The sequence below is a fragment of the Microbispora sp. H13382 genome (assembly GCF_014161445.1).
In the GTDB taxonomy this organism is placed as follows: Bacteria; Actinomycetota; Actinomycetes; order Streptosporangiales; family Streptosporangiaceae; genus Microbispora.
This window is the reverse complement of sequence record NZ_JABBXA010000012.1, coordinates 172,981-193,233: the sequence shown is the minus strand read 5'-3', so window position 1 is coordinate 193,233 and position 20,253 is coordinate 172,981. Positions and strand designations below refer to the sequence as shown.

17 protein-coding genes are annotated in these 20,253 nt (G+C 72.0%); 7 read left to right on the top strand and 10 right to left on the bottom strand.

Annotated features, from left to right (window positions below):
* Positions 1 to 10: 10 nt before the first annotated feature.
* A complete protein-coding gene (locus tag HHX41_RS24005; RefSeq protein ID WP_182907801.1) occupies positions 11 to 1,456 on the bottom strand; it encodes a serine/threonine-protein kinase in 1,446 nt (481 codons plus the stop codon).
* Between the two features lie 671 nt (positions 1,457 to 2,127).
* Between HHX41_RS24005 and HHX41_RS24000 the strand changes: the two genes are divergently transcribed.
* Positions 2,128 to 3,918 carry a glycosyl hydrolase gene (locus HHX41_RS24000; RefSeq protein ID WP_182907800.1) on the top strand — a complete coding sequence of 597 codons (1,791 nt, stop codon included), beginning with the start codon at positions 2,128 to 2,130 and terminating at the stop codon, positions 3,916 to 3,918.
* 54 nt (positions 3,919 to 3,972) lie between these two features.
* On the opposite strand, the gene HHX41_RS23995 is transcribed toward HHX41_RS24000, so the two are convergent.
* The 3 genes from HHX41_RS23995 to HHX41_RS23985 all read right to left on the bottom strand — a co-directional run bounded on the left by HHX41_RS23995 (position 3,973) and on the right by HHX41_RS23985 (position 8,411).
* Positions 3,973 to 5,397: a serine/threonine-protein kinase gene (locus HHX41_RS23995; RefSeq protein WP_182907799.1), complete on the bottom strand. Its 1,425-nt coding sequence runs from the start codon at positions 5,395 to 5,397 to the stop codon at positions 3,973 to 3,975.
* A 99-nt stretch (positions 5,398 to 5,496) separates the two neighbouring features.
* Positions 5,497 to 7,149 carry a fumarate hydratase gene (locus HHX41_RS23990; protein WP_182907798.1) on the bottom strand — a complete coding sequence of 551 codons (1,653 nt, stop codon included), beginning with the start codon at positions 7,147 to 7,149 and terminating at the stop codon, positions 5,497 to 5,499.
* A gap of 368 nt (positions 7,150 to 7,517) precedes the next feature.
* Complete coding sequence (locus HHX41_RS23985; protein ID WP_182907797.1) at positions 7,518 to 8,411, bottom strand: DMT family transporter; 894 nt, start codon at positions 8,409 to 8,411, stop codon at positions 7,518 to 7,520.
* A gap of 67 nt (positions 8,412 to 8,478) precedes the next feature.
* Between HHX41_RS23985 and HHX41_RS23980 the strand changes: the two genes are divergently transcribed.
* Complete coding sequence (locus HHX41_RS23980) at positions 8,479 to 9,855, top strand: PLP-dependent aminotransferase family protein (RefSeq protein WP_182907796.1); 1,377 nt, start codon at positions 8,479 to 8,481, stop codon at positions 9,853 to 9,855.
* On the opposite strand, the gene HHX41_RS23975 is transcribed toward HHX41_RS23980, so the two are convergent.
* Both HHX41_RS23975 and HHX41_RS23970 read right to left on the bottom strand, forming a co-directional pair.
* Positions 9,830 to 11,065 carry an MFS transporter gene (locus HHX41_RS23975; RefSeq protein WP_310742145.1) on the bottom strand — a complete coding sequence of 412 codons (1,236 nt, stop codon included), beginning with the start codon at positions 11,063 to 11,065 and terminating at the stop codon, positions 9,830 to 9,832. The two genes, HHX41_RS23980 and HHX41_RS23975, sit on opposite strands and share 26 nt — an antisense overlap.
* Before the next feature lie 82 nt (positions 11,066 to 11,147).
* A complete protein-coding gene (locus HHX41_RS23970; protein WP_182907794.1) occupies positions 11,148 to 13,529 on the bottom strand; it encodes a LuxR C-terminal-related transcriptional regulator in 2,382 nt (793 codons plus the stop codon).
* A 108-nt stretch (positions 13,530 to 13,637) separates the two neighbouring features.
* Between HHX41_RS23970 and HHX41_RS23965 the strand changes: the two genes are divergently transcribed.
* Positions 13,638 to 14,285, top strand: coding sequence for a DUF1707 domain-containing protein (locus HHX41_RS23965; protein ID WP_182907793.1), 648 nt, complete (start codon positions 13,638 to 13,640; stop codon positions 14,283 to 14,285).
* Here the strand turns inward: HHX41_RS23965 and glpX are convergent.
* The gene (gene glpX, locus HHX41_RS23960; protein WP_169983393.1) at positions 14,282 to 15,310 is read right to left on the bottom strand and encodes a class II fructose-bisphosphatase; all 1,029 of its coding nucleotides are present in this window, start codon (positions 15,308 to 15,310) and stop codon (positions 14,282 to 14,284) included. The two genes, HHX41_RS23965 and glpX, sit on opposite strands and share 4 nt — an antisense overlap.
* Before the next feature lie 146 nt (positions 15,311 to 15,456).
* Between glpX and HHX41_RS23955 the strand changes: the two genes are divergently transcribed.
* Together HHX41_RS23955 and HHX41_RS23950 are read left to right on the top strand one after the other, a co-directional pair.
* Positions 15,457 to 16,050 (top strand): TetR/AcrR family transcriptional regulator, encoded by a 594-nt coding sequence (locus HHX41_RS23955; RefSeq protein ID WP_169983392.1) that lies wholly within the window; start codon positions 15,457 to 15,459, stop codon positions 16,048 to 16,050.
* A gap of 46 nt (positions 16,051 to 16,096) precedes the next feature.
* Entirely contained in the window at positions 16,097 to 16,645 is a 549-nt protein-coding gene (locus HHX41_RS23950) for a DUF4245 domain-containing protein (protein ID WP_182907792.1), read from the top strand.
* Here the strand turns inward: HHX41_RS23950 and HHX41_RS23945 are convergent.
* Positions 16,634 to 17,539: a LysR family transcriptional regulator gene (locus HHX41_RS23945; RefSeq protein ID WP_182907791.1), complete on the bottom strand. Its 906-nt coding sequence runs from the start codon at positions 17,537 to 17,539 to the stop codon at positions 16,634 to 16,636. The two genes, HHX41_RS23950 and HHX41_RS23945, sit on opposite strands and share 12 nt — an antisense overlap.
* A gap of 74 nt (positions 17,540 to 17,613) precedes the next feature.
* On the opposite strand from HHX41_RS23945, the gene HHX41_RS23940 reads away from it, so the two are divergent.
* A complete protein-coding gene (locus tag HHX41_RS23940; RefSeq protein WP_169983389.1) occupies positions 17,614 to 18,003 on the top strand; it encodes a RidA family protein in 390 nt (129 codons plus the stop codon).
* A 29-nt stretch (positions 18,004 to 18,032) separates the two neighbouring features.
* Here HHX41_RS23940 and HHX41_RS23935 read toward each other — a convergent pair whose 3' ends face one another.
* Positions 18,033 to 18,599, bottom strand: a complete 567-nt coding sequence (locus HHX41_RS23935) for a TetR/AcrR family transcriptional regulator (protein WP_182907790.1) — start codon at positions 18,597 to 18,599, stop codon at positions 18,033 to 18,035.
* Positions 18,600 to 18,658: 59 nt separating this feature from the next.
* Between HHX41_RS23935 and HHX41_RS23930 the strand changes: the two genes are divergently transcribed.
* Complete coding sequence (locus tag HHX41_RS23930) at positions 18,659 to 19,804, top strand: FAD-dependent monooxygenase (protein ID WP_182907789.1); 1,146 nt, start codon at positions 18,659 to 18,661, stop codon at positions 19,802 to 19,804.
* 67 nt (positions 19,805 to 19,871) lie between these two features.
* On the opposite strand, the gene HHX41_RS23925 is transcribed toward HHX41_RS23930, so the two are convergent.
* Entirely contained in the window at positions 19,872 to 20,129 is a 258-nt protein-coding gene (locus tag HHX41_RS23925; RefSeq protein ID WP_310742144.1) for an exodeoxyribonuclease VII small subunit, read from the bottom strand.
* Positions 20,130 to 20,253: the final 124 nt, after the last annotated feature.

Below are 20,253 nucleotides of genomic sequence, written 5' to 3'. Positions count from 1 at the left end.
CGGCGCAACATCACCTCGCGAAGAAGAACACGCCCAGGAGGATCAACACGAGGACGACGACGAGCACGATCCCCATCGTCACGAGCACCCGGACCCGCGTTCCGGTGTCCGGCTCGTCGGGGCCGCGCATCGTGAACAGGTCGGTGCCCAGGCTGGGCGGTCGGCCGGGGACGCCGTTCCCCGGCGGGAAGGGGCCGGGGTGCGGCGGGTGCGGAGTGTGCGGTGGGTGCGGACCGGCGGGCTGTCCCGGCATGACGGGCGCGGGACGGTTCCCGGCGACAGGGCCGGATGGCGGAGGCGTCGCGGGTCCCCGGCCGGGGAGCCTCCCGGGGACCGTGGTGCTGTGCCTGTCGGCGGCTTCCGAGCCGTTGCCGGCCGGCGGCCGGGCGGCGGCGTCCTGTACGTCCTGCCCGGACTGCCGCGCCTCGCCGGGCGGTGGGATGCGCAGCCCGCCCTTGGGGCGGACGACGACCATCGTGCGGTTGGCGTCGTCCTCGTCGGCCCCGGCCGGGCCGTCCTGCCTCGCGACGGGCGCGACGGGCGCGACGGGCCCGGCAGGCGCGGCGGAGGGAGCGGGTGTGGGGCGAGGGGACGGCGCCGGGGGTGCCGGAGGCACCGCGGGAATGGCGCCCGTTGGGGTGTCGGCGATCACCCGCAGTATCGCGGCGGCGCGCTCGGGCGTGAGGCGCGCGGTGTGGTCCTTCTCCAGCAGCCCGTCCAGGACCTGCCGCAGCGGCCCGGCCTGCCTGGGCGGGTCCGCTTTCTCCGTCATCAACGCGGCCAGCGTCTCGCCCACGGTCGCCCGTTCGTACGCCGGCCGCCCCTCGACGGCGAAGTACAGCGTCGCGCCGAGCGACCACAGGTCGGACTCGGGGCCGGTGTACTCGCCCCGGGCCCGCTCCGGGGCGGTGTAACCCGGAGAACCGATCACCATGCCGGTCTGGGTGAGCGCGTTGTCGCCCAGGGCCTTGGCGATGCCGAAGTCGGTCAGCACCACCCTGCCCGTCTCGGTGAGCAGCACGTTCGCCGGCTTGACGTCACGGTGCAGGATGTTCTGCGCGTGGGCCGCGCGCAGCGCGCCGAGCAGGTCGTAGCCGATCTCCGCCACCAGACGCGGCGGCAACGGCCCCTCCTCGTCGATCACCTGTTCCAGCGAGCGTCCTTCGACGAGCTCCATGATGATCCACGGGATGCCGTCGGACACGATCACGTCGTGGATGGTGGCGACGGAGGGATGGCTGACGCGCGCGGCCATGCGGCCCTCGCGCATCATGCGTTCGCGCAGCTCCTGACGTTGCCGCGGGCTGAGCGAGGGGTCCTGGCGGATCTCCTTGACCGCGATCTCCCGGCCCAGCGACCGGTCGTACGCACGCCAGACGGTGCCCATGGTGCCCCGGCCGATTCGGGTGCGCAGCTCGTAGCGGTCGGCGAGCAGCGGCGGGTGCTGTTCCGGCATGTCTAGAAAGATAGCGATTCGACCTTGCAGAGCGCTTTATTCCCAGCGTGATCCACTTCGCGGAGTTGAGACAGGCCGGCCGAAGCCCGTTCCCTGGCCGCGTCCTCGCCCGGACGGGCCGGCGACGGCAGGCGTGGGGCCCGGCCCGGCGCCTGGACCCGTCGCGCCCCCCGCCCGGCCCCTCGCACGGACCGGGGGCACCGGCCGGACCGGAAAAGGCACCCTACCTTCGAAGATGGATGAACCGGTCAACAAACTGTGGATTCACATATGCTGCGAGCGGTTGCATGCGCGAAATCGAACACATATCGATGCCGATTCAACACACCTATTGGCGTGACCGGCCGCCGGGATCGGCGGGCGCCGGCCGGCCATGCGACATCTGTGTCCCTCGGCGCAACCTGCGGCAGAGCGGAAAGATCATGTGTGATGAACGTTTCATCCCGTCGCGCCGGGGCCCCCGCTGCCGCTGAAGTGGCAGGGCGGCTTACCGCTCCTCCACGGGCGGCCAAGATCTAAGGTCCTCTATTGACGTATTAACCGGTTCATTCCCACTATCGGGACACCCTCTTGTGCGGGCGCCCACGGCCCGTACGAGGTGTCCCGTGCGGCGGCGACCCCAGGCGCGCGGGACACGGAGGGCGTCGCACCCCCCTACCTCGGGAGAACCAATGAACCATCCTGAACGTCGCCGCCCGGCGAGCCTGGCCGGCCTCGCGACGGCAGTGGCACTGGCCCTGCTGTCGGCGGCGCTCGTCGTGTTGCCCGGCGCCCACGCCGCCCCGGCCCCCTGCCAGGTGCGCTACCAGGTCACCAACGACTGGGGCTCGGGCGCCACCGTGGACGTCGTCGTCACCAACGGCGGCTCGACCACGATCAACGGCTGGACCCTTGCCTGGGCGTTTCCCGGCGGCCAGACCGTCGTCGACGTGTGGAGCGCGACCTACACCCAGACCGGCTCCGGCGTGTCGGCCACCAACGTGGACTACAACGCCGTCATCCCGGCGAACGGCGGCTCGGTCGCCTTCGGCTTCAACGTCCGCTACAGCGGCTCCAACCCCGCCCCCACCGCGTTCACCCTGAACGGCGCCTCCTGCGGTGGCGACGCGTCGCCCAGCCCCACACCCGACGACAGCCCGAGCGCCACACCGAGCGCCACACCGAGCGCAACGCCGACCGTCACTCCGCCGGCCGGAAACCTGGCCCTCCGCAGGCCGGTGAGGTCCTCGTCCGACGAGAGCGGCAGCCTGGCCGCCGCTTACGCGGTGGACGGCGACCTCGGCACCCGCTGGTCCACCGCGTACAGCGACCCGCAGTGGATCCAGGTCGACCTCGGCGCGAGCTACCCCATCCGCCAGGTGACCCTGCAGTGGGAGGCGGCGTACGGGAAGAGCTACCAGATCCAGACCTCGGACGACGGCGCCACCTGGACCTCGGTCTACAGCACCACCAGCGGCGCGGGCGGCGTCGAGAACCTCGCCGTCTCCGGCACCGGGCGCTACGTCCGCCTGTACGGCACCGCCCGCGGCACGAGCTGGGGCTACTCGCTCTACGAGTTCGAGGTCTACGGCGTCACGCCGAGCCCGTCGCCCAGCCCGACCGGCCCCGCCTGCGGGCAGACCCCCGCCGACCCCGGGGCGGATTCCAAGGCCAGGAACCTGCTGTGCTACCTCAAGACCCACGCGTACGTGAGCGGCCAGACCGACGCGCCCGACGCGGACAAGGTGAAGTCGCTGACCGGCCGCTACCCGGCCATCGTCGCCTTCGACTTCATGGAGTACACCAGAGGCAGCATCCAGACCCAGAGCGTTGTCGACTGGTACAACTCCCACCACGGCATCGTGGCCTTCCAGTGGCACTGGTACTGCCCGCGCGGCGGCAACTACGCGGCCGACTGCGACTTCGTGCCGGATCTGAGCAACCCCTCGTCCAAGCTCTACCAGGACATCGACCTCGTGGTGCGGGAGCTGAAGAAGATGGGCGACGCCGGCATCCCGGTCCTGTTCCGTCCGCTGCACGAGAGCAACAACAATTACATGTGGTGGACCAAGAAGGGCTCGGACGCCTACAAGCAGCTCTGGCGGCTGATCTTCCAGCGGGCCCGGCTCGCCGGCGTCCACAACGTGCTGTGGGTCTTCAACGGCATGGCGAGCGGCCAGAGCACCCCGATGTCGTCCTGGTATCCGGGTGACGCCTACGTCGACCTCGTCACCTCGGACTATTACCAGAGCTCCGGCGACTACAACACGCTCAGGGCCATCGGCAGCGGCAAGACGCTCGGCATCGCGGAGACGTTCAGCCCGCTCAACCCGGCCTCCGATCCGGCCTGGCCCTACTTCGTCGTGTGGGCCTCACGCGACTGGGCAGGCAGCGGCAAGGACGTCCAAGGGCTGTGGAAGACGGCGATGGCGAACCCCAGGACCATCTCCATCGATCAGCTCCCGGACATGACCAAGTGGTAGGCCACTCGGTCGCGGGGTGAAGAACGCCAGAGCCGGGCCGGAGATCCGGCCCGGCTACCGCATGAAGATTCTGGGCCAATACCGGCGGGGGAGCAGGATCTTGATCATCTTCGCCACGTGCCGCATCATGGGGATGCGCACGACGTGGTGGAGAGCGGGCTCCGACGGCTTGCGGTGCAGGCCCTCGCTCGGCCGTCGGCGCGGGGACGGCACGGCCGGCATCTCCCGGTGGTGGTGGCCGGACTGCCCGTACTGCGGATGCGGGCCACTGAACGAGCCACTGTGGGAGCCGCTGTGGCTCCCGGTGTAGGAGCCGCTGTGCCGTAGCTGACCACTCTGGCCGAACTGCCCGTACTGTCCCGACTGCCCGCGGGAGCCGTACAGGTCGTAGCGCCCCGAGGCGTACGAGTCGTACGGGTGGGGCTGGCCGTACTCCGCCGGCCGGTACGGCTGGCCGTACGGGCCCGGCTGCCGGTGGGGCCCCGAGTCGCGGTCGCGCGGGGTCACCTTGGGCGTGGGCCGCGACTCGGCGCGGTGCTGCCCCCGCTGGCTGCGCTGCGGCGGCTTGCGGGTCTCCGGGGCCGTGGGCTGCGGGGCGGTCGGCGGCGGTGTGGAACGGCCGCCGCGGAGCGGGGAGGCGAAGGGGTCCTCGGCCGAGCCTCCGGCGGCGATCCTGGACAGCGCGTGGGCCGCGCGGACGCCGTCGAGCCTGGCCGCGGGGTCGATCTGGAGCAGGCCGCGCAGGACCTGGGCGAGCGGGCCGGCCTTCTCCATGGGGATGGGAGCGCCGCTTGTCAGGGCCGCGAGCGCGGCCGCCGCCGTCCGGCGCCCGTGCAGGCCGCGGCCCTCGACGGCGGTGTAGAGGGTGGCGCCCAGCGACCACAGGTCGGCCGCCGGGCTCGCCTTGTCGCCGAGGACGCGCTCGGGGGCGATGTACCCGGCGGAGCCGAGGACGATCCCGGCCTGGGTGATGGAGGCGTCGCCTTCGAGGGCGGCCAGCCCGAAGTCGGTCAGCACGGTTCGGTCGTCGTCGGTCACCAGCACGTTGCTGGGCTTCACGTCGCGGTGCAGGATGCCCTTGGCGTGGACGGCGCGCAGCGCGCCGAGCACCTGCCGGCCGATGTCGGCCACCCGGCGTGGCGGCAGCGGCCCCTCCTGGCGGATGAGCTCCTCCAGCGAGCGCGCCCTGAGCAGCTCCATCACGATCCAGGGACGGTCGTCCTCGGTGATGACGTCGAAGACCGTGATGACCGAGGGGTGGGCGACCATGGCGGTCGCCCGGCCCTCGCGTTCGGTGCGCGCGCACAGCTCGGCCCGCAGGTCCTCGTCCAGGACCAGGGGGAGGCGCACCTCCTTGACAGCCACCTCGCGGTCGAGCAGCTCGTCACGCGCGCGCCACACAGTGCCCATCCCGCCGCGCCCGACCGGCTCGATCAGCCGATAGCGCGCGGCTAGCAGGTATCCGGACGGCGCACGCATGAGTGGCAGCTTACCGATTTGTGTAGTGCGACCTGTAGAGACCATGCCGGGAAATTGTTGAGATCTTCTGTCAAAGATCCTGACAACCTCCCCGCAGGATCAGCGTCGTCCGATGGTAAGGACGGGCCCGGTCGTATCGGTGAAAAAGTCGTCGCCCTTGTCGTCCACCACGATGAACGCGGGAAAGTCCACGACCTCGATCTTCCAGACCGCCTCCATGCCGAGCTCCGGATATTCCAGGACCTCGACCTTCTTGATGCAGTCCTGGGCCAGCCGGGCGGCCGGACCGCCGATGGAGCCGAGGTAGAAGCCGCCGTACTTCTGGCACGCGTCCGTCACCTGCTTGGACCGGTTGCCCTTGGCCAGCATCACCATCGAGCCGCCCGCCGCCTGGAAGCGCTCGACGTAGGAGTCCATCCGCCCCGCGGTGGTGGGGCCGAAGGAACCGGACGCGTAGCCCTCGGGGGTCTTGGCCGGACCGGCGTAGTAGACGGCGTGGTCCTTCATGTACTGCGGCATGTCCTCGCCGGCGTCGAGTCGTTCGGCGATCTTGGCGTGGGCGATGTCGCGGGCCACGACGAGGGGGCCGGTGAGCGACAGCCGGGTCTTGACCGGATACCTGCTCAGCTCGGCGAGGATCTCCGGCATCGGGCGGTTGAGGTCGACGCTCACCACGTCGCCGCCGAGGTGCTCGTCCGTCGTGTCCGGGAGGAACCGGGCGGGATCGGTCTCCAGCTGTTCGAGGAAGACGCCCTCCGGCGTGATCTTCGCCAGCGCCTGCCGGTCCGCGCTGCAGCTCACCGCGATGGCGACCGGGCAGGACGCGCCGTGCCTCGGCAGCCGGATGACCCGCACGTCGTGGCAGAAGTACTTGCCGCCGAACTGCGCGCCGATGCCCAGCTTCTGGGTCAGCTCGAAGACCTTCTTCTCCATCTCCAGGTCGCGGAAGCCGTGCCCGACGGGCGAACCCTCGGTGGGGATGGAGTCGAGGTAGCGGGCCGAGGCGTACTTCGCCGTCTTCAGGGCGTACTCCGCGCTGGTGCCGCCCACGACGATCGCCAGGTGGTACGGCGGGCAGGCGGCGGTGCCGAGCGAGCGGATCTTCTCCTCAAGGAAGGCGAGCATGCGCTTCTCGTTGAGCACCGCCTTGGTCTCCTGGTAGAGGAACGACTTGTTGGCCGAGCCGCCGCCCTTGGCCATGAACAGGAACTTGTACTCGTCCGGGTGCCCGTTCGGGTCCTCGGCGTACAGCTCGATCTGGGCCGGCAGGTTGGAGCCTGTGTTCTTCTCGTCCCACATCGTCAGCGGGGCCATCTGCGAGTAGCGCAGGTTGAGCCGGGTGTAGGCGTCGTACACGCCGCGGCTGAGGTGCTCGGCGTCGCGCCCGTCGGTGAGCACGTGGCGGCCGCGCTTGCCCATGACGATCGCGGTGCCGGTGTCCTGGCACATCGGCAGCACGCCGCCGGCCGAGATGCTCGCGTTCTTGAGCAGGTCGAGGGCGACGAAGCGGTCGTTGCCGCTCGACTCGGGGTCGTCGACGATCTTGCGGAGCTGCGCCAGGTGGGACGCCCGCAGGTAGTGCGAGATGTCGTGGATCGCGGTCTCGGTGAGCAGCCGCAGGGCCTCGGGCTCGACCTCCAGGAACCTGCGCCCGGCCGCCTCGGTGACCCGCACCCCCTCGGTGGTGATCAGGCGGTATTCCGTCTCGTCCGGTCCAAGCGGGAGCAGGTCGGTGTAGTCGAACTCCGGCATCGTCCTCGGTTCCTCGTGGTCTGCCTGGTCGGGCGCGCCCGCCGCGCGGACCGCCCATGGTCTTTGCACAGCGTACGGCGCGCGGGCCGCGGTCATCATGTCCGGGCTATGAGTAGCTTTTGAATAAGTTCATACTGAATATCCGAGCACAAAAGGGGATAATTGAGACATAGAGAGGGGAGGGGCCATGGACGGCGAAGTATGGGTCATGGTCATATTCGCGATCGGCATCCTCGTGGCCCTGGCGGTGTCGTTGCTCACGCTCGTGCTGCGGCAGGTCAAGGACGGCGACATCACATGGTTGTCCTCTCCCGGCGCGGGGCGGCCCTCCGGTGAGTGGCCGCCGTCGAGCGAGGCCGCGGACCAGGTCAGGGCATCTCGTGAGCCGCGACCCGAACCGGCGGACGAGGTGAGGACGAACGGAGCCCGAGGGCGATCCCGCTGATCACGAGGGCCGCTCCGGCCAGGTCGGCCGCGGAGGGGATGGCCACGCCCAGGAGGGCCGCCGTGGCGATCGCGCCCACGGGGATCATCCCGGCGAACAGCCCGGCCCGGTCAGCGCCCAGCCGGGGCAGCGAGCGGTACCACAGGAAGAACGCCACGGTCGTCACCACCACGGCGAGGTAGGCCAGACCGGCCGCCTCCGCGGCGGTCGGCACGCGCAGCACGTGACGGCCGTCCAGGGCGACGCCGGCGACCAGCAGGAACGGTACCGCGAGCGCGGCCGACCAGGCCGACACCCTGACGGGCCCGATCACCGGCAGCAGCGGCAGGGCCAGCAGCGAGAAGCAGAGTTCGCAGGCCAGGGCTCCGACGGACCACAGCAGCCCGGCCAGGTTCCCGCTGCCGGCGCCGGTCGCCAGGACCGCCCCGGCGGCCACGACCAGGCCCGCCGCCACGACGCGTGGCGATGGCCGGGCGCCCGTCGCGACCGGCCCCACGAGGGCGAGCGCCAGCGGCACCGCGCCGAGGACGATGCCGGGCAGCGCCGGCCCGGCCGCCTGGGTCGCCTCGATCACACAGACGTTGAACAGCACGAGCCCGGTCAGCGACAGCGCGCCGAGCAGGCCCCACTGGCGTGGCCGCAGCCGTACCGGGCCGAGGCCGCGCGCCCGGGCGGCGGCGAGCAGGATCACGGCGGCGAGGGCGTAGCGGAGCGCCTGGCCGCCGTAGACCGGATAGCCGGCGATGACATCCGAGACCGCCGCGAGCGTCCCCACGAGGAACATCGCTCCGGCGGCACCGGCGACATGAGTGTTCATGTCTGGCGATGCTAGGAAGACCTTGGTCCTCGCAACCGGTCCAATCGTGGCGCGTTATCGTGGACCAATGGCCGATCTTCACCTTGTGGTCGACAGGGCCGCGGGCGGGCTCGCCGCCCAGATAGCCCGCGAGGTGCGGGAGGCCGTCCGGTCCGGCCGGCTCGCCCCCGGCACCCGCCTGCCCGCCACCCGCGACCTCGCCCGTGACCTCGGCCTGTCGCGCGGCGTCGTGGTCGAGGCGTACGAGCAACTGGTGGCCGAGGGCGTCCTCGAGTCAAGGACGGGCGCCGGCACCCGGGTCGCGGCGGGGGCGGGGCGGCACGCCGCCGAGCAGACCCCGCAGGATCGGGACGGCCGGCCTCACTACGGTCATCGGCCCACCTCGCCCGATCTCGGCACCTTCCCCCGGCAGGCCTGGCTCGCCGCCGTCCGCCACGTCCTGGCCACGCTGCCGAACGACGCGCTCGACTACGGCGACCCGGGTGGGGTGCCCACCCTGCGCCGCGAACTCGCCGCGTACCTCGGCCGGGTGCGCGCGGCGGACGCGCCGGCGGATGACGTGGTGATCGTGACCGGGGTGGCCCAGGGGCTCAGCCTCGCCGTGCAGGCGCTGGCGCGGGATCTGGGCCGCAGGGTCGTCCTGGCGGTCGAGGACCCGACGAGCCCCCGTCAGCTTCCACTGCTCCGGCGAGCCGGAGCGGACATCGTCCCCGTGCCCGTCGACCGGGAGGGGATCGTCGTCGGGGCCCTGCCCGGCGACGCCGACGCCGTGCTGGTGACCCCGGCGCACCAGTACCCGACCGGTGTCGTCCTGTCTCCGGCCCGCCGCGCCGCGCTGGTCGACTGGGCGGGCCGCACGGGCGCCCTCGTACTCGAGGACGACTACGACGCCGAGTTGCGCTTCGACCGGGACCCCGTCGGGTGCCTGCAGGGCCTCGCGCCCGACCGGGTCGTGCTCTCGGGCAGCGTGAGCAAGGCCCTCGCCCCGGGGCTGCGGCTCGGCTGGGTCGCGGCGCCCCCGCGCGTCGCCGGTGCCGTACGGCTCGCGCGCGGGGAGCTCGACCTCGGCTCGCCGGTCATCGACCAGTACGCGCTCGCCCACCTCATCGCCGTCGGCGCGTACGACCGGCACCTGCGCCGCATGCGCCGCGAGTACCGGCGGCGCAGGGACGCCCTGGTCCGCGCCCTGGCCGAGCACCTGCCACGGGTCACCGTGCACGGCATCTCGGCGGGGCTGCACCTGTACGCCGAGCCGGACGGCGACCCGTCCGCGCTGGTGGCGGCCGCCCACGCCGCCGGCCTGTCCGCCGAGGTCGTGACGCCGGCCCACGGGTCGCCGGGGTTGGTGATCGGCTTCGCCCGCCTGCCCGCCCACCGCGTGACCGAGGCCGTCCGCGCCCTGGCCGCCACGCTCCCGGCTAGGACGTCAGGGGAGCCGTCGTAGGGGCGGGGCGGGCCGTACGGGGCTGGAAGCCGCGCGCGAGCAGGATGATCGCGGCGGCGAGCGCGAGCGGAGCCGCGAAGGCGACGCGGAAGCCGGCGGCGTCCGCGACGCCTCCGACGAGCGCGGCCCCCACGATGAAGCCCACGTAGTTGAACATGTTGACCCGGGCGATCGCCACGCCGGTGCCCGCCGGGTCGAGGCGGCCGGCCGCGGAGAACGACTGCGGGGCGACGACGGACAGACCGATCCCGGTGAGGGCGAAGCCCGCGATCGCCAGCGGCACGGACGGCGCGGCCACGATCGCGACGAAGCCCAGCGTCGCGACGGCGCCCCCGGCGCGCACGATCGCCGCCGGGCCCCACCTGCGCACCGCGAAGTCGCCGCCGACGCGCACCAGGAACGTCGTGAGCTGGTAGGCCCCCAGAGCCAGCGGGATCACGGTCGCCGAGGCGTGCAGGACCTTGTCCATGAAGACGGTCCCGAAGTTGGAGACCGACGAGTCGCCGACGTAGAGGAACGCCATCGCGAGACAGAGAGGGATGATCGGGCGCCACGCGACCCCGGCCGGCCCGCCCGCGTCCGCGTGCTCGTCGCGGTCCGCGGACGCGCGGTGTTCCTCCTGCGGCCGGTAGAGCCAGAGGGAGGACAGGACGGCGAGCGCGGCGGCCGGGACGAGGGCGATTGTGAACGTGACGGGCAGGCCGAGGCCGAGCGTGGCCGCCGCCGAGGCCCACAGCGACCCGATGACCGCCGCCACGCTCCACAGCGCGTGGAACCCGGTGAGCACCGCCCGGCCGTACTCCCGCTCGACCGCGACGCCCTGCATGTTCATGCCGGCGTCCACCCCGCCCAGGCCGAGGCCGAACAGGACGTTGGCCGCCACCAGCATGGGGACGTTCGCGGCGAGGCCCGCGAGCACGACGGCGGCGCAGGCGAGCGGCTGCACCAGGCGCAGGATCAGCCGGCTGCCCCACCGCGACGCGGCGGCGCCGGCGAGCACGCTCCCGGCTCCCGCGATGACCGGGACGACCAGGAGCAGGATGGTCAGCTCGCCGTCCGTCAGGCCGTGCTTCTTCTGCAACGCCGCCACCTGGGTGAGCAGCGTGGCGAAGGTGAGGCCCTGGACGAAGAACACCGCGAACGTGGCCAGGCGCGCCTGCCGGTCGCGAGGAGTGGGCCGAGGAGTGGGCACCGTGCCCTCTGCTGACACCGCGGGCCTCCGAAACATGAGGGTGGTTCAAGTTTTCGCCAGCGTAGGATCCGCCACCCGCCCGGTCAATGGGGTGCGCCGGTCAGGGCCTGCCGCCTGCTTCGCGTGCCGCCACCCAGGCGGCGATCTGGGCCCGGGAGGCGAAGCCGAGCTTGTCCAGGATGTGCTCGACGTGGCCCTCCACCGTGCGTTGCGAGATGACGAGGGCCGAGGCGATCTCCTTGTTGCTGCGTCCCTGGGCGACCAGTTCGGCGATCTCCCGCTCCCGCCGGGTGAGCGGGGACGGCTCGGCCGCGGAGACCACCGTCGCGGGTCGTGTGGGTTCGGCGCCTGCGGCCGCGTCGTCCGGGCGCGCGGGCGCGCCCTCGGCCCGGCCGCCGAGCGCCTCCTCGACCATCTCGTCCGGCGTCAGCCGCTGCCCCCTGCGGGTCTCGCGGTTCATGGCCCGGTCGCCCAGATTCGTACGGAGATCGGTCAGGCACCGCTCGTGGAACTCGGCGAACCGCTTGTCGCGACTGGGCACGAGCCCGACCCTGCGGCCGATCTCCTCCGAGGCCGCGAGCAGCCGGGCGGCATGGGCGTGGCGGCCTTCGCCGGCCTGCACCCAGGCGAGGACCGCCAGGTTCGTCGCGATGTTCATCCGGTCGCCCAGGTCGCGGGCGAGCAGGAGGGCTTCACGTGCCATCGCCAGCGCGCGGTCGTTCTCCCCGTCCTGCCACAGATGGACGGCGAAGATCGTGAACACCCAGGCCCGGCCGGAGCATTCGCCGTGGGCCTCGGTCAGCGCCAGCGCGCGTTCGAACAGCTCCCTGGCGCGGGCCCGGTCGCCGAGGTAGCCGACGCCCGCCGCCAGCGTGATCAGGGCGATCAGCCGGCCGCTCAGGTTGCCGACGGCCTCTTCCTCCTCGACGGCCCGTTCCAGCAGCGGGGCCGCCCTCGCGTAGTCGCCGGCGTAGTGCTCCGCCAGCCCGGCGACAAGGGACGTCTGGGCGAGTGCCTCCGGGTCGCCCAGCCTCTCGGCGAGCCTCCGGCTCTCGGCCAGCAGGAGCCGGCCCCTGTCGGTGTCGCCCTGCGTGAGCACCAGTTCCGCGTCGGCGCACAGCGCCCGCGCCCGCATGACGGTGGGCGCGGGCACCGCCCACAGCATGCGGTCCAGCCAGTGGCGGCCCTCGTTGTAGTACGCGTTGGGCAGCCAGCAGGGGTCGGTCAGGTAGAGGGCCATCCGCAGCCCGGTCTCCGCCTCCCCGGGCTCCTGCAGGCAGAAGTCCATCGCGGCGCGCAGGTTCGCCTGCTCCAGGTCGAGCCGCCGCAACCAGGAGAGCTGGTCGGGGCCGAACCACTCGGCGGCCGCCCGCCGCGCCAGCAGGAGATACCGGTCCCGGTGCCGCCGCTGGAGCGACCGGCGCTCCGCGGGGCCGCCGAGACGCTTGCGGCCGAACTCGCGCAGGGTGTCCAGCATGCGGTAGCGGACCGCGCCCGCGTGCTCCTCACGCAGCAGCAGCGACTTGTCCAGCAGCGCGTCGAGCAGGTCGAGCACGTCGTCGCGTTCGATGCCGTCGCCGGTGCACACCGCCTCGACGGCGTCCAGGTCGAAGTGCGAGGGAAAGATCGACAACCGGGTCCACAACGTCCGCTCGGCGGCGGGCAGCAGCTGGAAGCTCCAGTCGACCAGCGCGTGCAGGGTCTGCTGCCGCGGCACCGCCGTACTGCTGCCTCCGGTGAGCAGGCGGTAGCGGTCGCGCAGGCGCTCGACCAGCGCTTTCACCGACAGGGCCCGCAGCCGCACCGCGGCCAGCTCGATGGCCAGGGGGATGCCGTCCAGCTGGCGGCACAGCTCGGCGACGGCCGCCTGGTTGTCCTCGGTGACGGCGAAACCGGGCAGGACCGCGGCCGCCCGCTCCGTCAGCAGGCTGACCCCGTCGTACAACTCCAGCGACCTGCGGTCGAGCGGCCGGTCCGGCTCCGGGACGGGCAGCGGCGAAATCTTCATCCGGTGCTCGCCGGTGATGCCGAGCGACTGCCGGCTCGTCGCGAGGATGCGCAGTTCGGGAGCCGCCCGCAGGAGCCGGTCGGCGAGCACGGCGCAGGCGTCGCGCAGGTGCTCGCAGTTGTCCAGCACGAGCAGGGTGCGCTGGGAGGACAGCACCCGCTCCAGCGCGTCCAGCGGGCAGGCCGCGGCCTCGTCCCGTACGCCCATGGTCGCCGCCACCGTCTCCGCGACGAGCCCGGGGTCGCCGACGGTGCTCAGGTCCACCAGCCAGACGCCGTCGAACGCGCGGCGCTGCTCGGCGGCCGCCCGCAGGGCCAGCCGGGTCTTGCCGACGCCGCCCACTCCCGTGAGGGTCACCAGGCGCGACGCCGAAAGCAGCCGCCTGATCTCGGCCAGCTCACGCCTGCGGCCGACGAAACTCGTCAGGTCGGCCGGAAGGTTGCCGACCTGCCGTGTCACCGCCCCCGCGACCACCTCCTCACGCTAAGCGGCCACGAGTCCCCGGTCAACGTCGCCGCCGGTCGGGGCCGGGCGCCGCGTCGCGTGGTGACCGCCGCGTGAAGACCGCTTACTCTCGATGGTGTGAGCAGCAGCGAGTCCTCAGCCGCGAAGTGGATCTCCGCCTTTCTCTCGCCGCGCACCGCCGACACGCCGGACCCCTCCCTGCTACGGGCCTCCGACGCCGATCGGGAGCGGATCGTCGCGGTGCTCGCGGACGCCGTCACCGACGGGCGGCTCACCCCGATCGAGCACGAGGAACGGATCGAGCGCGTGTGGGCCGCGCGCACCCTCGGCGAGCTGGCCGAGTTGACCGTGGACCTGCTGCCGCCGGAGAGCCAGCCGTTCCGCATGGACAGCCGTCCCGTCACCGCCTTCTTCCGCACCGAGACCCGCGGCGGCCGGTGGGTCGTGCCCTCCCAGGTGCCGGTGACGTCCCTGGGCGGCACGGTGTCGATGGACCTGTGCGAGGCGCTGCTCCAGTCGCGGCACGTGGTGGTCCAGCTCGCCGTCATGGCCGGCACGGTCAACCTGACGGTTCCCGAGGGCGTGCGGATCGTGACCGCCCCGGACGCCCGCGTCCGGTCGTTCAGGAACGAGGTACGGCTCCCGCCGGGCGCGACCGACTTCGCGCCGGACGCGCCCGTGATCGAGCTCGCCGGGTTCGTCTTCGGCGGCAAGGTCGTCGCCCGCTCGCCGAAGCGCCCCCGCCGCCGCCTGTTCGGGCGTTAGACCGCTGTGTCGAAGTTGATGGCGCTGTAGGCGCCGAGCTTCCAGAGCTGGTGCTCGCTCTCGATCTTCCGGATCGTGCCCGACCGCCCCCGCATGACGAGGGAGTGCGTCACCGCCGCGCCGCCCTGGAACCGCACGCCGTGCCCCAGCTCGCCGTCCGTGATGCCCGTGGCGGCGAAGAACACGTCGTCGGAGCGTACGAGGTCGTCGGTGGTGAGCACCTGGTCGAGGTCGAGCCCGGCGTCGAGGGCCTTGCGGCGCTCCTCCTCGTCGCGCGGCCACAGCTTGCCCTGGATGACGCCGCCCATGCACTTGAGGGCGCAGGCGGCGACGATGCCCTCGGGCGTGCCGCCGATGCCGAGCATCAGGTCGACGCCGGTGCCGCTGCGCGCCGCCATGATCGCGCCGGCCACGTCGCCGTCGGTGATGAAACGGATCCGCGCGCCGGTCTCCCGGATCTCCTTGACGATCCGCTCGTGCCGAGGCCGGTCCAGGATCACCACGGTGACGTCGGACGGCTTGGCGCCCTTGGCCCGCGCCACCGCGCGGATGTTGTCGCCCACAGGGGCGTTGATGTCCACATGTTCGGCCGCCTGCGGGCCCGTGACCAGCTTCTCCATGTAGAAGACCGCGGACGGGTCGTACATCGAGCCGCGCTCGCTGACCGCGATCACGGAGATCGCGTTGTTCATGCCGAGCGCGCACAGCCGGGTGCCGTCGATCGGGTCCACGGCGACGTCGCACTCGGGGCCGGTCCCGTCGCCGACGTCCTCGCCGTTGAACAGCATCGGGGCGTTGTCCTTCTCGCCCTCGCCGATCACCACGACGCCCTTCATCGAGACCGTGTTGATCAGTTGACGCATGGCGTTCACGGCGGCGCCGTCCGCCCCGTTCTTGTCTCCCCGTCCCACCCAGCGCGCGGCCGCCATCGCCGCCGCCTCGGTCACCCTGACCAGTTCCAGAGCCAGATTGCGGTCGGGTGCGCGTTCCCCCGTCGCCAGAGCGGCCGGTACGTGATCAGCCATTAGTCCCCTTTTAGGTAGGTGCCGTTCCAGCGATCGTAGTTCGCGAAGCCGTTCTTGTCCGATTGGTCTGGACCTGTTGGGCCAGGTAGGAGGCCATTTGCGAGTGCGGACCCCCGGAACGGACGGCTCGGGGATATCGTCGCCGCATGAGCAGCGACACAGAACGACCAGTGACGATGCGCACGTCGGAGCGGGGCGCGGCGACCAGGGGAGCCCTCCTGGAGGCCGCGAAGGAGACCTTCATCACGAGCGGCTTCGCCGAGGCGGGCGTCACCGACGTCGTGGCCCGGGCCGGCGCCAGTGTCGGCAGCCTCTACCACCACTTCTCCGGCAAGGCCGACCTCTACCTGACGCTGTTCGAGGAGTTCCAGAAGCGGCAGGCCCAGCGCACCCGGCAGGCCGTGCAGGAGGCCCGGGGGGCCGGAGAGACCGACCCGATGCCCCAGTTCCTCGCCGCGGCGCGGGCCTATCTGGAGGGCTGCCTCGCCGAGCGCGACCTCGCCGCGCTCTTCCTGCGCGGCGACGCCCCGCCCGGGTTCGAGGTCATCATGCGCGACCGGCTCCGGCAGTGGGCCAGGCGCACCGCGGCGCTGTTCGAGCACGAGGACGCGCTGGTCGTCGTCGTCACCGGCGCCCTGGCGGCCGTCGTGCAGGAGGTGACGCTGTCCGACGACCCGGAGGCGGCCCGCAGGATGGCCGAGGACGCTCTTCGCATCATCGGCGATATTCGGCATCCGTGACGGCCGGTACGGCCACCGCCCGCATCACCGGCTAGTCTCGCATCACGTGGGACGATTCACCCAGGGACTGTACGGTTACGCGTTCGCGCTCTTCGTCTGCCTCGCCGCCGTCGGCGTGTTCCTGCTCATCACGCCGCAAAACCGCACCGAGCACATCCCGCGGGTGGACTTCTCGATCGACCAGGTCAACGCGGCGCGCACCGCGCCGTACGAGGTCGTCGCCCCGAGCCGGGTTCCGGAGAACTGGGTCCCCAACAGCTCCTCGCTGACCCAGAAGAACGGCGTCGTGACGTGGCGGCTGGGGTTCGCGACCGCCAAGCGTCAGCACGCCATGCTCGCCCAGAGCGACGAGAGGCCGTCCGCGGACTTCGTCAACCGCATGGCCAACACCGACAAGCCCGGCGGAAGCCGTCAGATCGACGGCGTGACCTGGGAGGAGCGGTTCCGCCAGGACAAGAACCAGCGGACGCTGGTCCGCGTCTTCCCCGACCACGCGGTGGTCGTCACCGGGTCGGCCGACTGGGACGAGCTGACCGCCCTCGTCCGGACCCTCGCCCCCCAGGCCAAACCCTCTGCGACGCCGTCAGCGGGCTGATTCGGGAGCCGGGCTGACGGCCGCCAGCAGATGCGCGACCAGGGGGCTGCGGTCGTCCTCGCGCCAGCCGACGGCGACCCGGGTACGCGCGCCGGACTCGATCGTGCGGAAGGCCACACCCTTGAGGCGGATGCGCCGGATGCTCGCCGGGGCCAGGGAGACGCCCAGGCCGGTCTCCACGAGGGCGCACACGGTCTGCCATTCCACCGCGCGCTGAGCGACCCGGGGTGTGAAGCCCGCCGCCGCGCACAGACCGACGATCTGATCGTGGAGTCCTGGCCCGGCCGCGCGGGGCAGAAGCACGAAGGGCGAGTCCGCCAGCTGCGCGAGCCGTACGGACCGCAGGGCGGCCAGCGGGTGGGCGGACGGCAGCACGGCCACGAAGGGCTCGGTGAGCACCGTCCGGAAGTTCAGGTCCGGCTCGTCCGCGGGGGGCTCGCGCAGCAGTCCGACGTCGATGGTCCTGTCGCGCAGGGCGGCGATCTGCGGCGCGGTGGTCATCTCCTGGATGTCCAGGCGGACGCCGGGGTAACGCCGCCGGAACGCGCGCAGCAGGCCGGGCAGGACGGTCAGGGCGGCGGAGGCGGCGAAGCCGATACGGAGGCGGCCGATCCGGCCGCTGCCGGCGGCCCTGGCGGCGGACAGCCCGTCGGCGAGATCGGCGAGGGCGCGCCGGGCGGCGGGCAGCAGCTCGCGGCCCGCCGCGGTCAGCGCGACACGTCCCGGTTCCCGGGTGAACAGCGCGTGACCGACCTTGTCCTCCAGGCGGCGGATCTGCTGGCTCAGCGGCGGCTGGGCGATGCCCAGGCGGGCGGCCGCGTGGCCGAAGTGCAGTTCCTCGGCGAGCACGACGAAGGCGTGCAACTGCGCCAGGGGGAGTTCGGGGCGCTCCATATGCCCAGTGATATCAGGCGATGTCTGAGGATGTATTAGACGTATCGACATGCCTCGGCCTAGCGTTCTGGCGCATGACAGAGCGACGCGCGATCCTCGGCGGTTCGACGTTCGAGGAGCAGATCGGCTACGCCCGTGCCGTGGTGGACGGCGACCGGGTGCACGTTTCCGGGACGACCGGTTTCGACTACGCCACGATGACGATCTCCGAGGACGTGGTGGAGCAGGCCGAGCAGTGCCTGCGGAACATCGAGGCGGCGCTGTCCGAGGCGGGGTGCACCTTCGCCGACGTCGTGCGGGTGCGCTACCTGCTGCCCGACCGGGCCGACTTCGAGCCGTGCTGGCCGGTCCTGCGCCGCCGGTTCGGCGAGGTACGGCCGGCCGCCACGATGCTGGCGTGCGGCCTGGCCGACCCCCGTATGAAGATCGAGATCGAGGTGGACGCGCGGCGGTCCGGCGTCTGACGACCCCTGCCATCACGCCGGACCCACGCTCACGTCCGCGGAATACAGCCGTGCACGATGACCTCGACCATGCTGCGCACGACGTCCCTGCTGACGTGCTCCGGTGGTGCGCCGACCAAGGTGAACAGCGCACCGCCGTAGAGCGCGATCAGGGCGGGGATCTTCTCGCGTGGAATGTCGAGGCCGAGTTCGTCGTGGTGCCCGGCGGTGACCAGCGACGCCGTGTCCCGCAGGCCCGCGAGCGCCGATGCGAGCACCGGCCGGCGCGCGGCCTCCAGTTGCAGTTCGAAGATCGCCAGGTAGCGGCTGCGGAGTGTGGTCGCCGCTGTGAACAACGAGTCCGTCAGCAGGTCGACCAGTGTCGCCGGCTGTTTGACGGCCTGGCCGGTGTCCGCGTGATGCAGTTCGGCGATGCGCTCCGCGGCGGCCACCAGCAGCGCTTCCCGGCTGCGGAAGTAGTTCGAAGCGGTTCCCGGTGGGACGTCCGCCGCTTTCTCCACCGCCCGGTGGGTCAGGCCGTGCACGCCCGCCGACGCCAGCAAGCCGATGGCGGCATCGGTCAGGGCCCGGCGCCGGGCCGCGTTGGTGGGCGGCATGGGGTCATGCTACCAATACCCGTAGTAGTACGAGCGTAGTGAACCTACCGGGAGGTCTCGTGCGGGTCGTGGTAGTCGGCGCCGGGCTCGGCGGAGTGGCGGCGGCGGTGGGGCTGCATCGCCTGGGTCATGAGGTGACACTCTTCGAACGGGGCGCCGAGCTGAGGGAAGCGGGCACCGGGATCGTGGTCATGCCCAACGGGCTACGCGCTCTGGACGCACTGGGGCTGGCCGAAGACGTCCGCGGGCACGTGATGCGGGTGACCCACGGGGGATTGCGGGACTGGCGCGGGCGGCCGCTGCTGGTCACCGACATGGCCCGGGCGCGGCAGGAGATCGGGGCGCCCGCCATGATCGAGCGAGCGGAACTGCACCGATCGCTTCGCGCCCCGCTGCCGTCCGAGCTGGTGCGGACCGCGACTCCGGTCGAACGCCTGGAGCCCGGCCCCACCGGAGTGACGGTGATCAGCGAGGGAAACCCCGTCGTGAGAGCGGACGCCGTGATCGTGGCCGACGGCATCGGAAGCACGCTGCGCGCACAGCTGTTCCCCGCCCACCCCGGGCTGCGGCGGACCGGCCGGATGGACCTGCGCGGCATGCTGCCCCGTCCGCCCGGCCTGGACCCGGATCTGCTCGCCGGCCAGCTGGTCGACCGCCGGAGTGGGGCGATGTTCGGCCTGTTCCCCGTCGGCGAGGACCGCCTGTACTGGTTCACCGACTCCGCCCTGCACGGCACGCCGCCGGACGCGGACGAGGCGCGCCGCCAAATGCTGTCGCTGATGGCCGACTGGCACCCCCTCGTCACGACGCTGATCGAGGCCACCCCGCCCGCCGCCGTCTACGTCGATCCGATCGCCTGCCTGGCCGAACCCCTGCCCTCGTTCGCGGTCGGCAGGATCGCGCTCCTCGGCGACGCCGCGCACGCCATGTCACCGGACCTCGGTCAGGGTGCCAGCCAGGCGTTCGAGGACGCCGCCGCACTGTGCCGCCACCTGGGCAACGCCGAGCCGGTGGATGTGGCCGAGCGGCTCCTGCGCTACGACACCGAGCGCAGGCCCCGCGCCAACCACATGATGCGGGCGGCGTCCCGGCAGTCACGGCTGACCTCCCGGACCGGCATCGCCGCGTGGCTGCGTGACACGTTGCTGCGCGCCGTGCCGTCCCGGCTGGCCACCCGGCAGCTCGCCGCCCTCTGGAACGCCTGAGGGTCCGGCAGTTGTCGCCCCTCGCGAGCGTGGAGCAAGGCGGACGCGTCGCAGCCGAGCCCAGGAGTCAGAAGGGCGCTTCCTCCGGGCCGTTGGGCTGGGGCTCCTGCCGCTGAGCCATCGCGGCGGCCAGCTTCGCGCGGGCGCCCTGGAGCCACTCCTCGCAGATCGCGGCCAGCCGCTCTCCCCGCTCCCACAGCTCTATCGACTGCTCCAGCGTGAGCCCGCCGGTCTCCAGGCGGCGGACCACGTCGGTCAGCTCCTCGCGGGCCTGCTCGTACGACGGGGTCTGCTTGTCCGACGGGGTCTGCTTGTCCTCAGCCACGTCCCCCACCTTAGAGGCCGGGGCCGACACTCCGCGGTCCCTTAGAGCTGTCCGCTTTGGGCATAAAAGAGGTGATTAGTCCGTTATTTAGCTGTACTAACCATCTTCGGGGGCAATGATCGGG

Coding starts and splice junctions, on each gene's coding strand:
- HHX41_RS24005 (WP_182907801.1), bottom strand. CDS start 1,456: ATGCCGGAACAGCACCCGCCGCTGCTCGCCGACCGCTACGAGCTGCGC.
- HHX41_RS23935 (WP_182907790.1), bottom strand. CDS start 18,599: ATGCCGCCCACCAACGCGGCCCGGCGCCGGGCCCTGACCGATGCCGCC.
- HHX41_RS23945 (WP_182907791.1), bottom strand. CDS start 17,539: ATGGAGCGCCCCGAACTCCCCCTGGCGCAGTTGCACGCCTTCGTCGTG.
- HHX41_RS23955 (WP_169983392.1), top strand. CDS start 15,457: ATGAGCAGCGACACAGAACGACCAGTGACGATGCGCACGTCGGAGCGG.
- HHX41_RS23940 (WP_169983389.1), top strand. CDS start 17,614: ATGACAGAGCGACGCGCGATCCTCGGCGGTTCGACGTTCGAGGAGCAG.
- HHX41_RS23985 (WP_182907797.1), bottom strand. CDS start 8,411: ATGAACACTCATGTCGCCGGTGCCGCCGGAGCGATGTTCCTCGTGGGG.
- HHX41_RS23990 (WP_182907798.1), bottom strand. CDS start 7,149: ATGCCGGAGTTCGACTACACCGACCTGCTCCCGCTTGGACCGGACGAG.
- HHX41_RS24000 (WP_182907800.1), top strand. CDS start 2,128: ATGAACCATCCTGAACGTCGCCGCCCGGCGAGCCTGGCCGGCCTCGCG.
- HHX41_RS23980 (WP_182907796.1), top strand. CDS start 8,479: ATGGCCGATCTTCACCTTGTGGTCGACAGGGCCGCGGGCGGGCTCGCC.
- HHX41_RS23995 (WP_182907799.1), bottom strand. CDS start 5,397: ATGCGTGCGCCGTCCGGATACCTGCTAGCCGCGCGCTATCGGCTGATC.
- glpX (WP_169983393.1), bottom strand. CDS start 15,310: ATGGCTGATCACGTACCGGCCGCTCTGGCGACGGGGGAACGCGCACCC.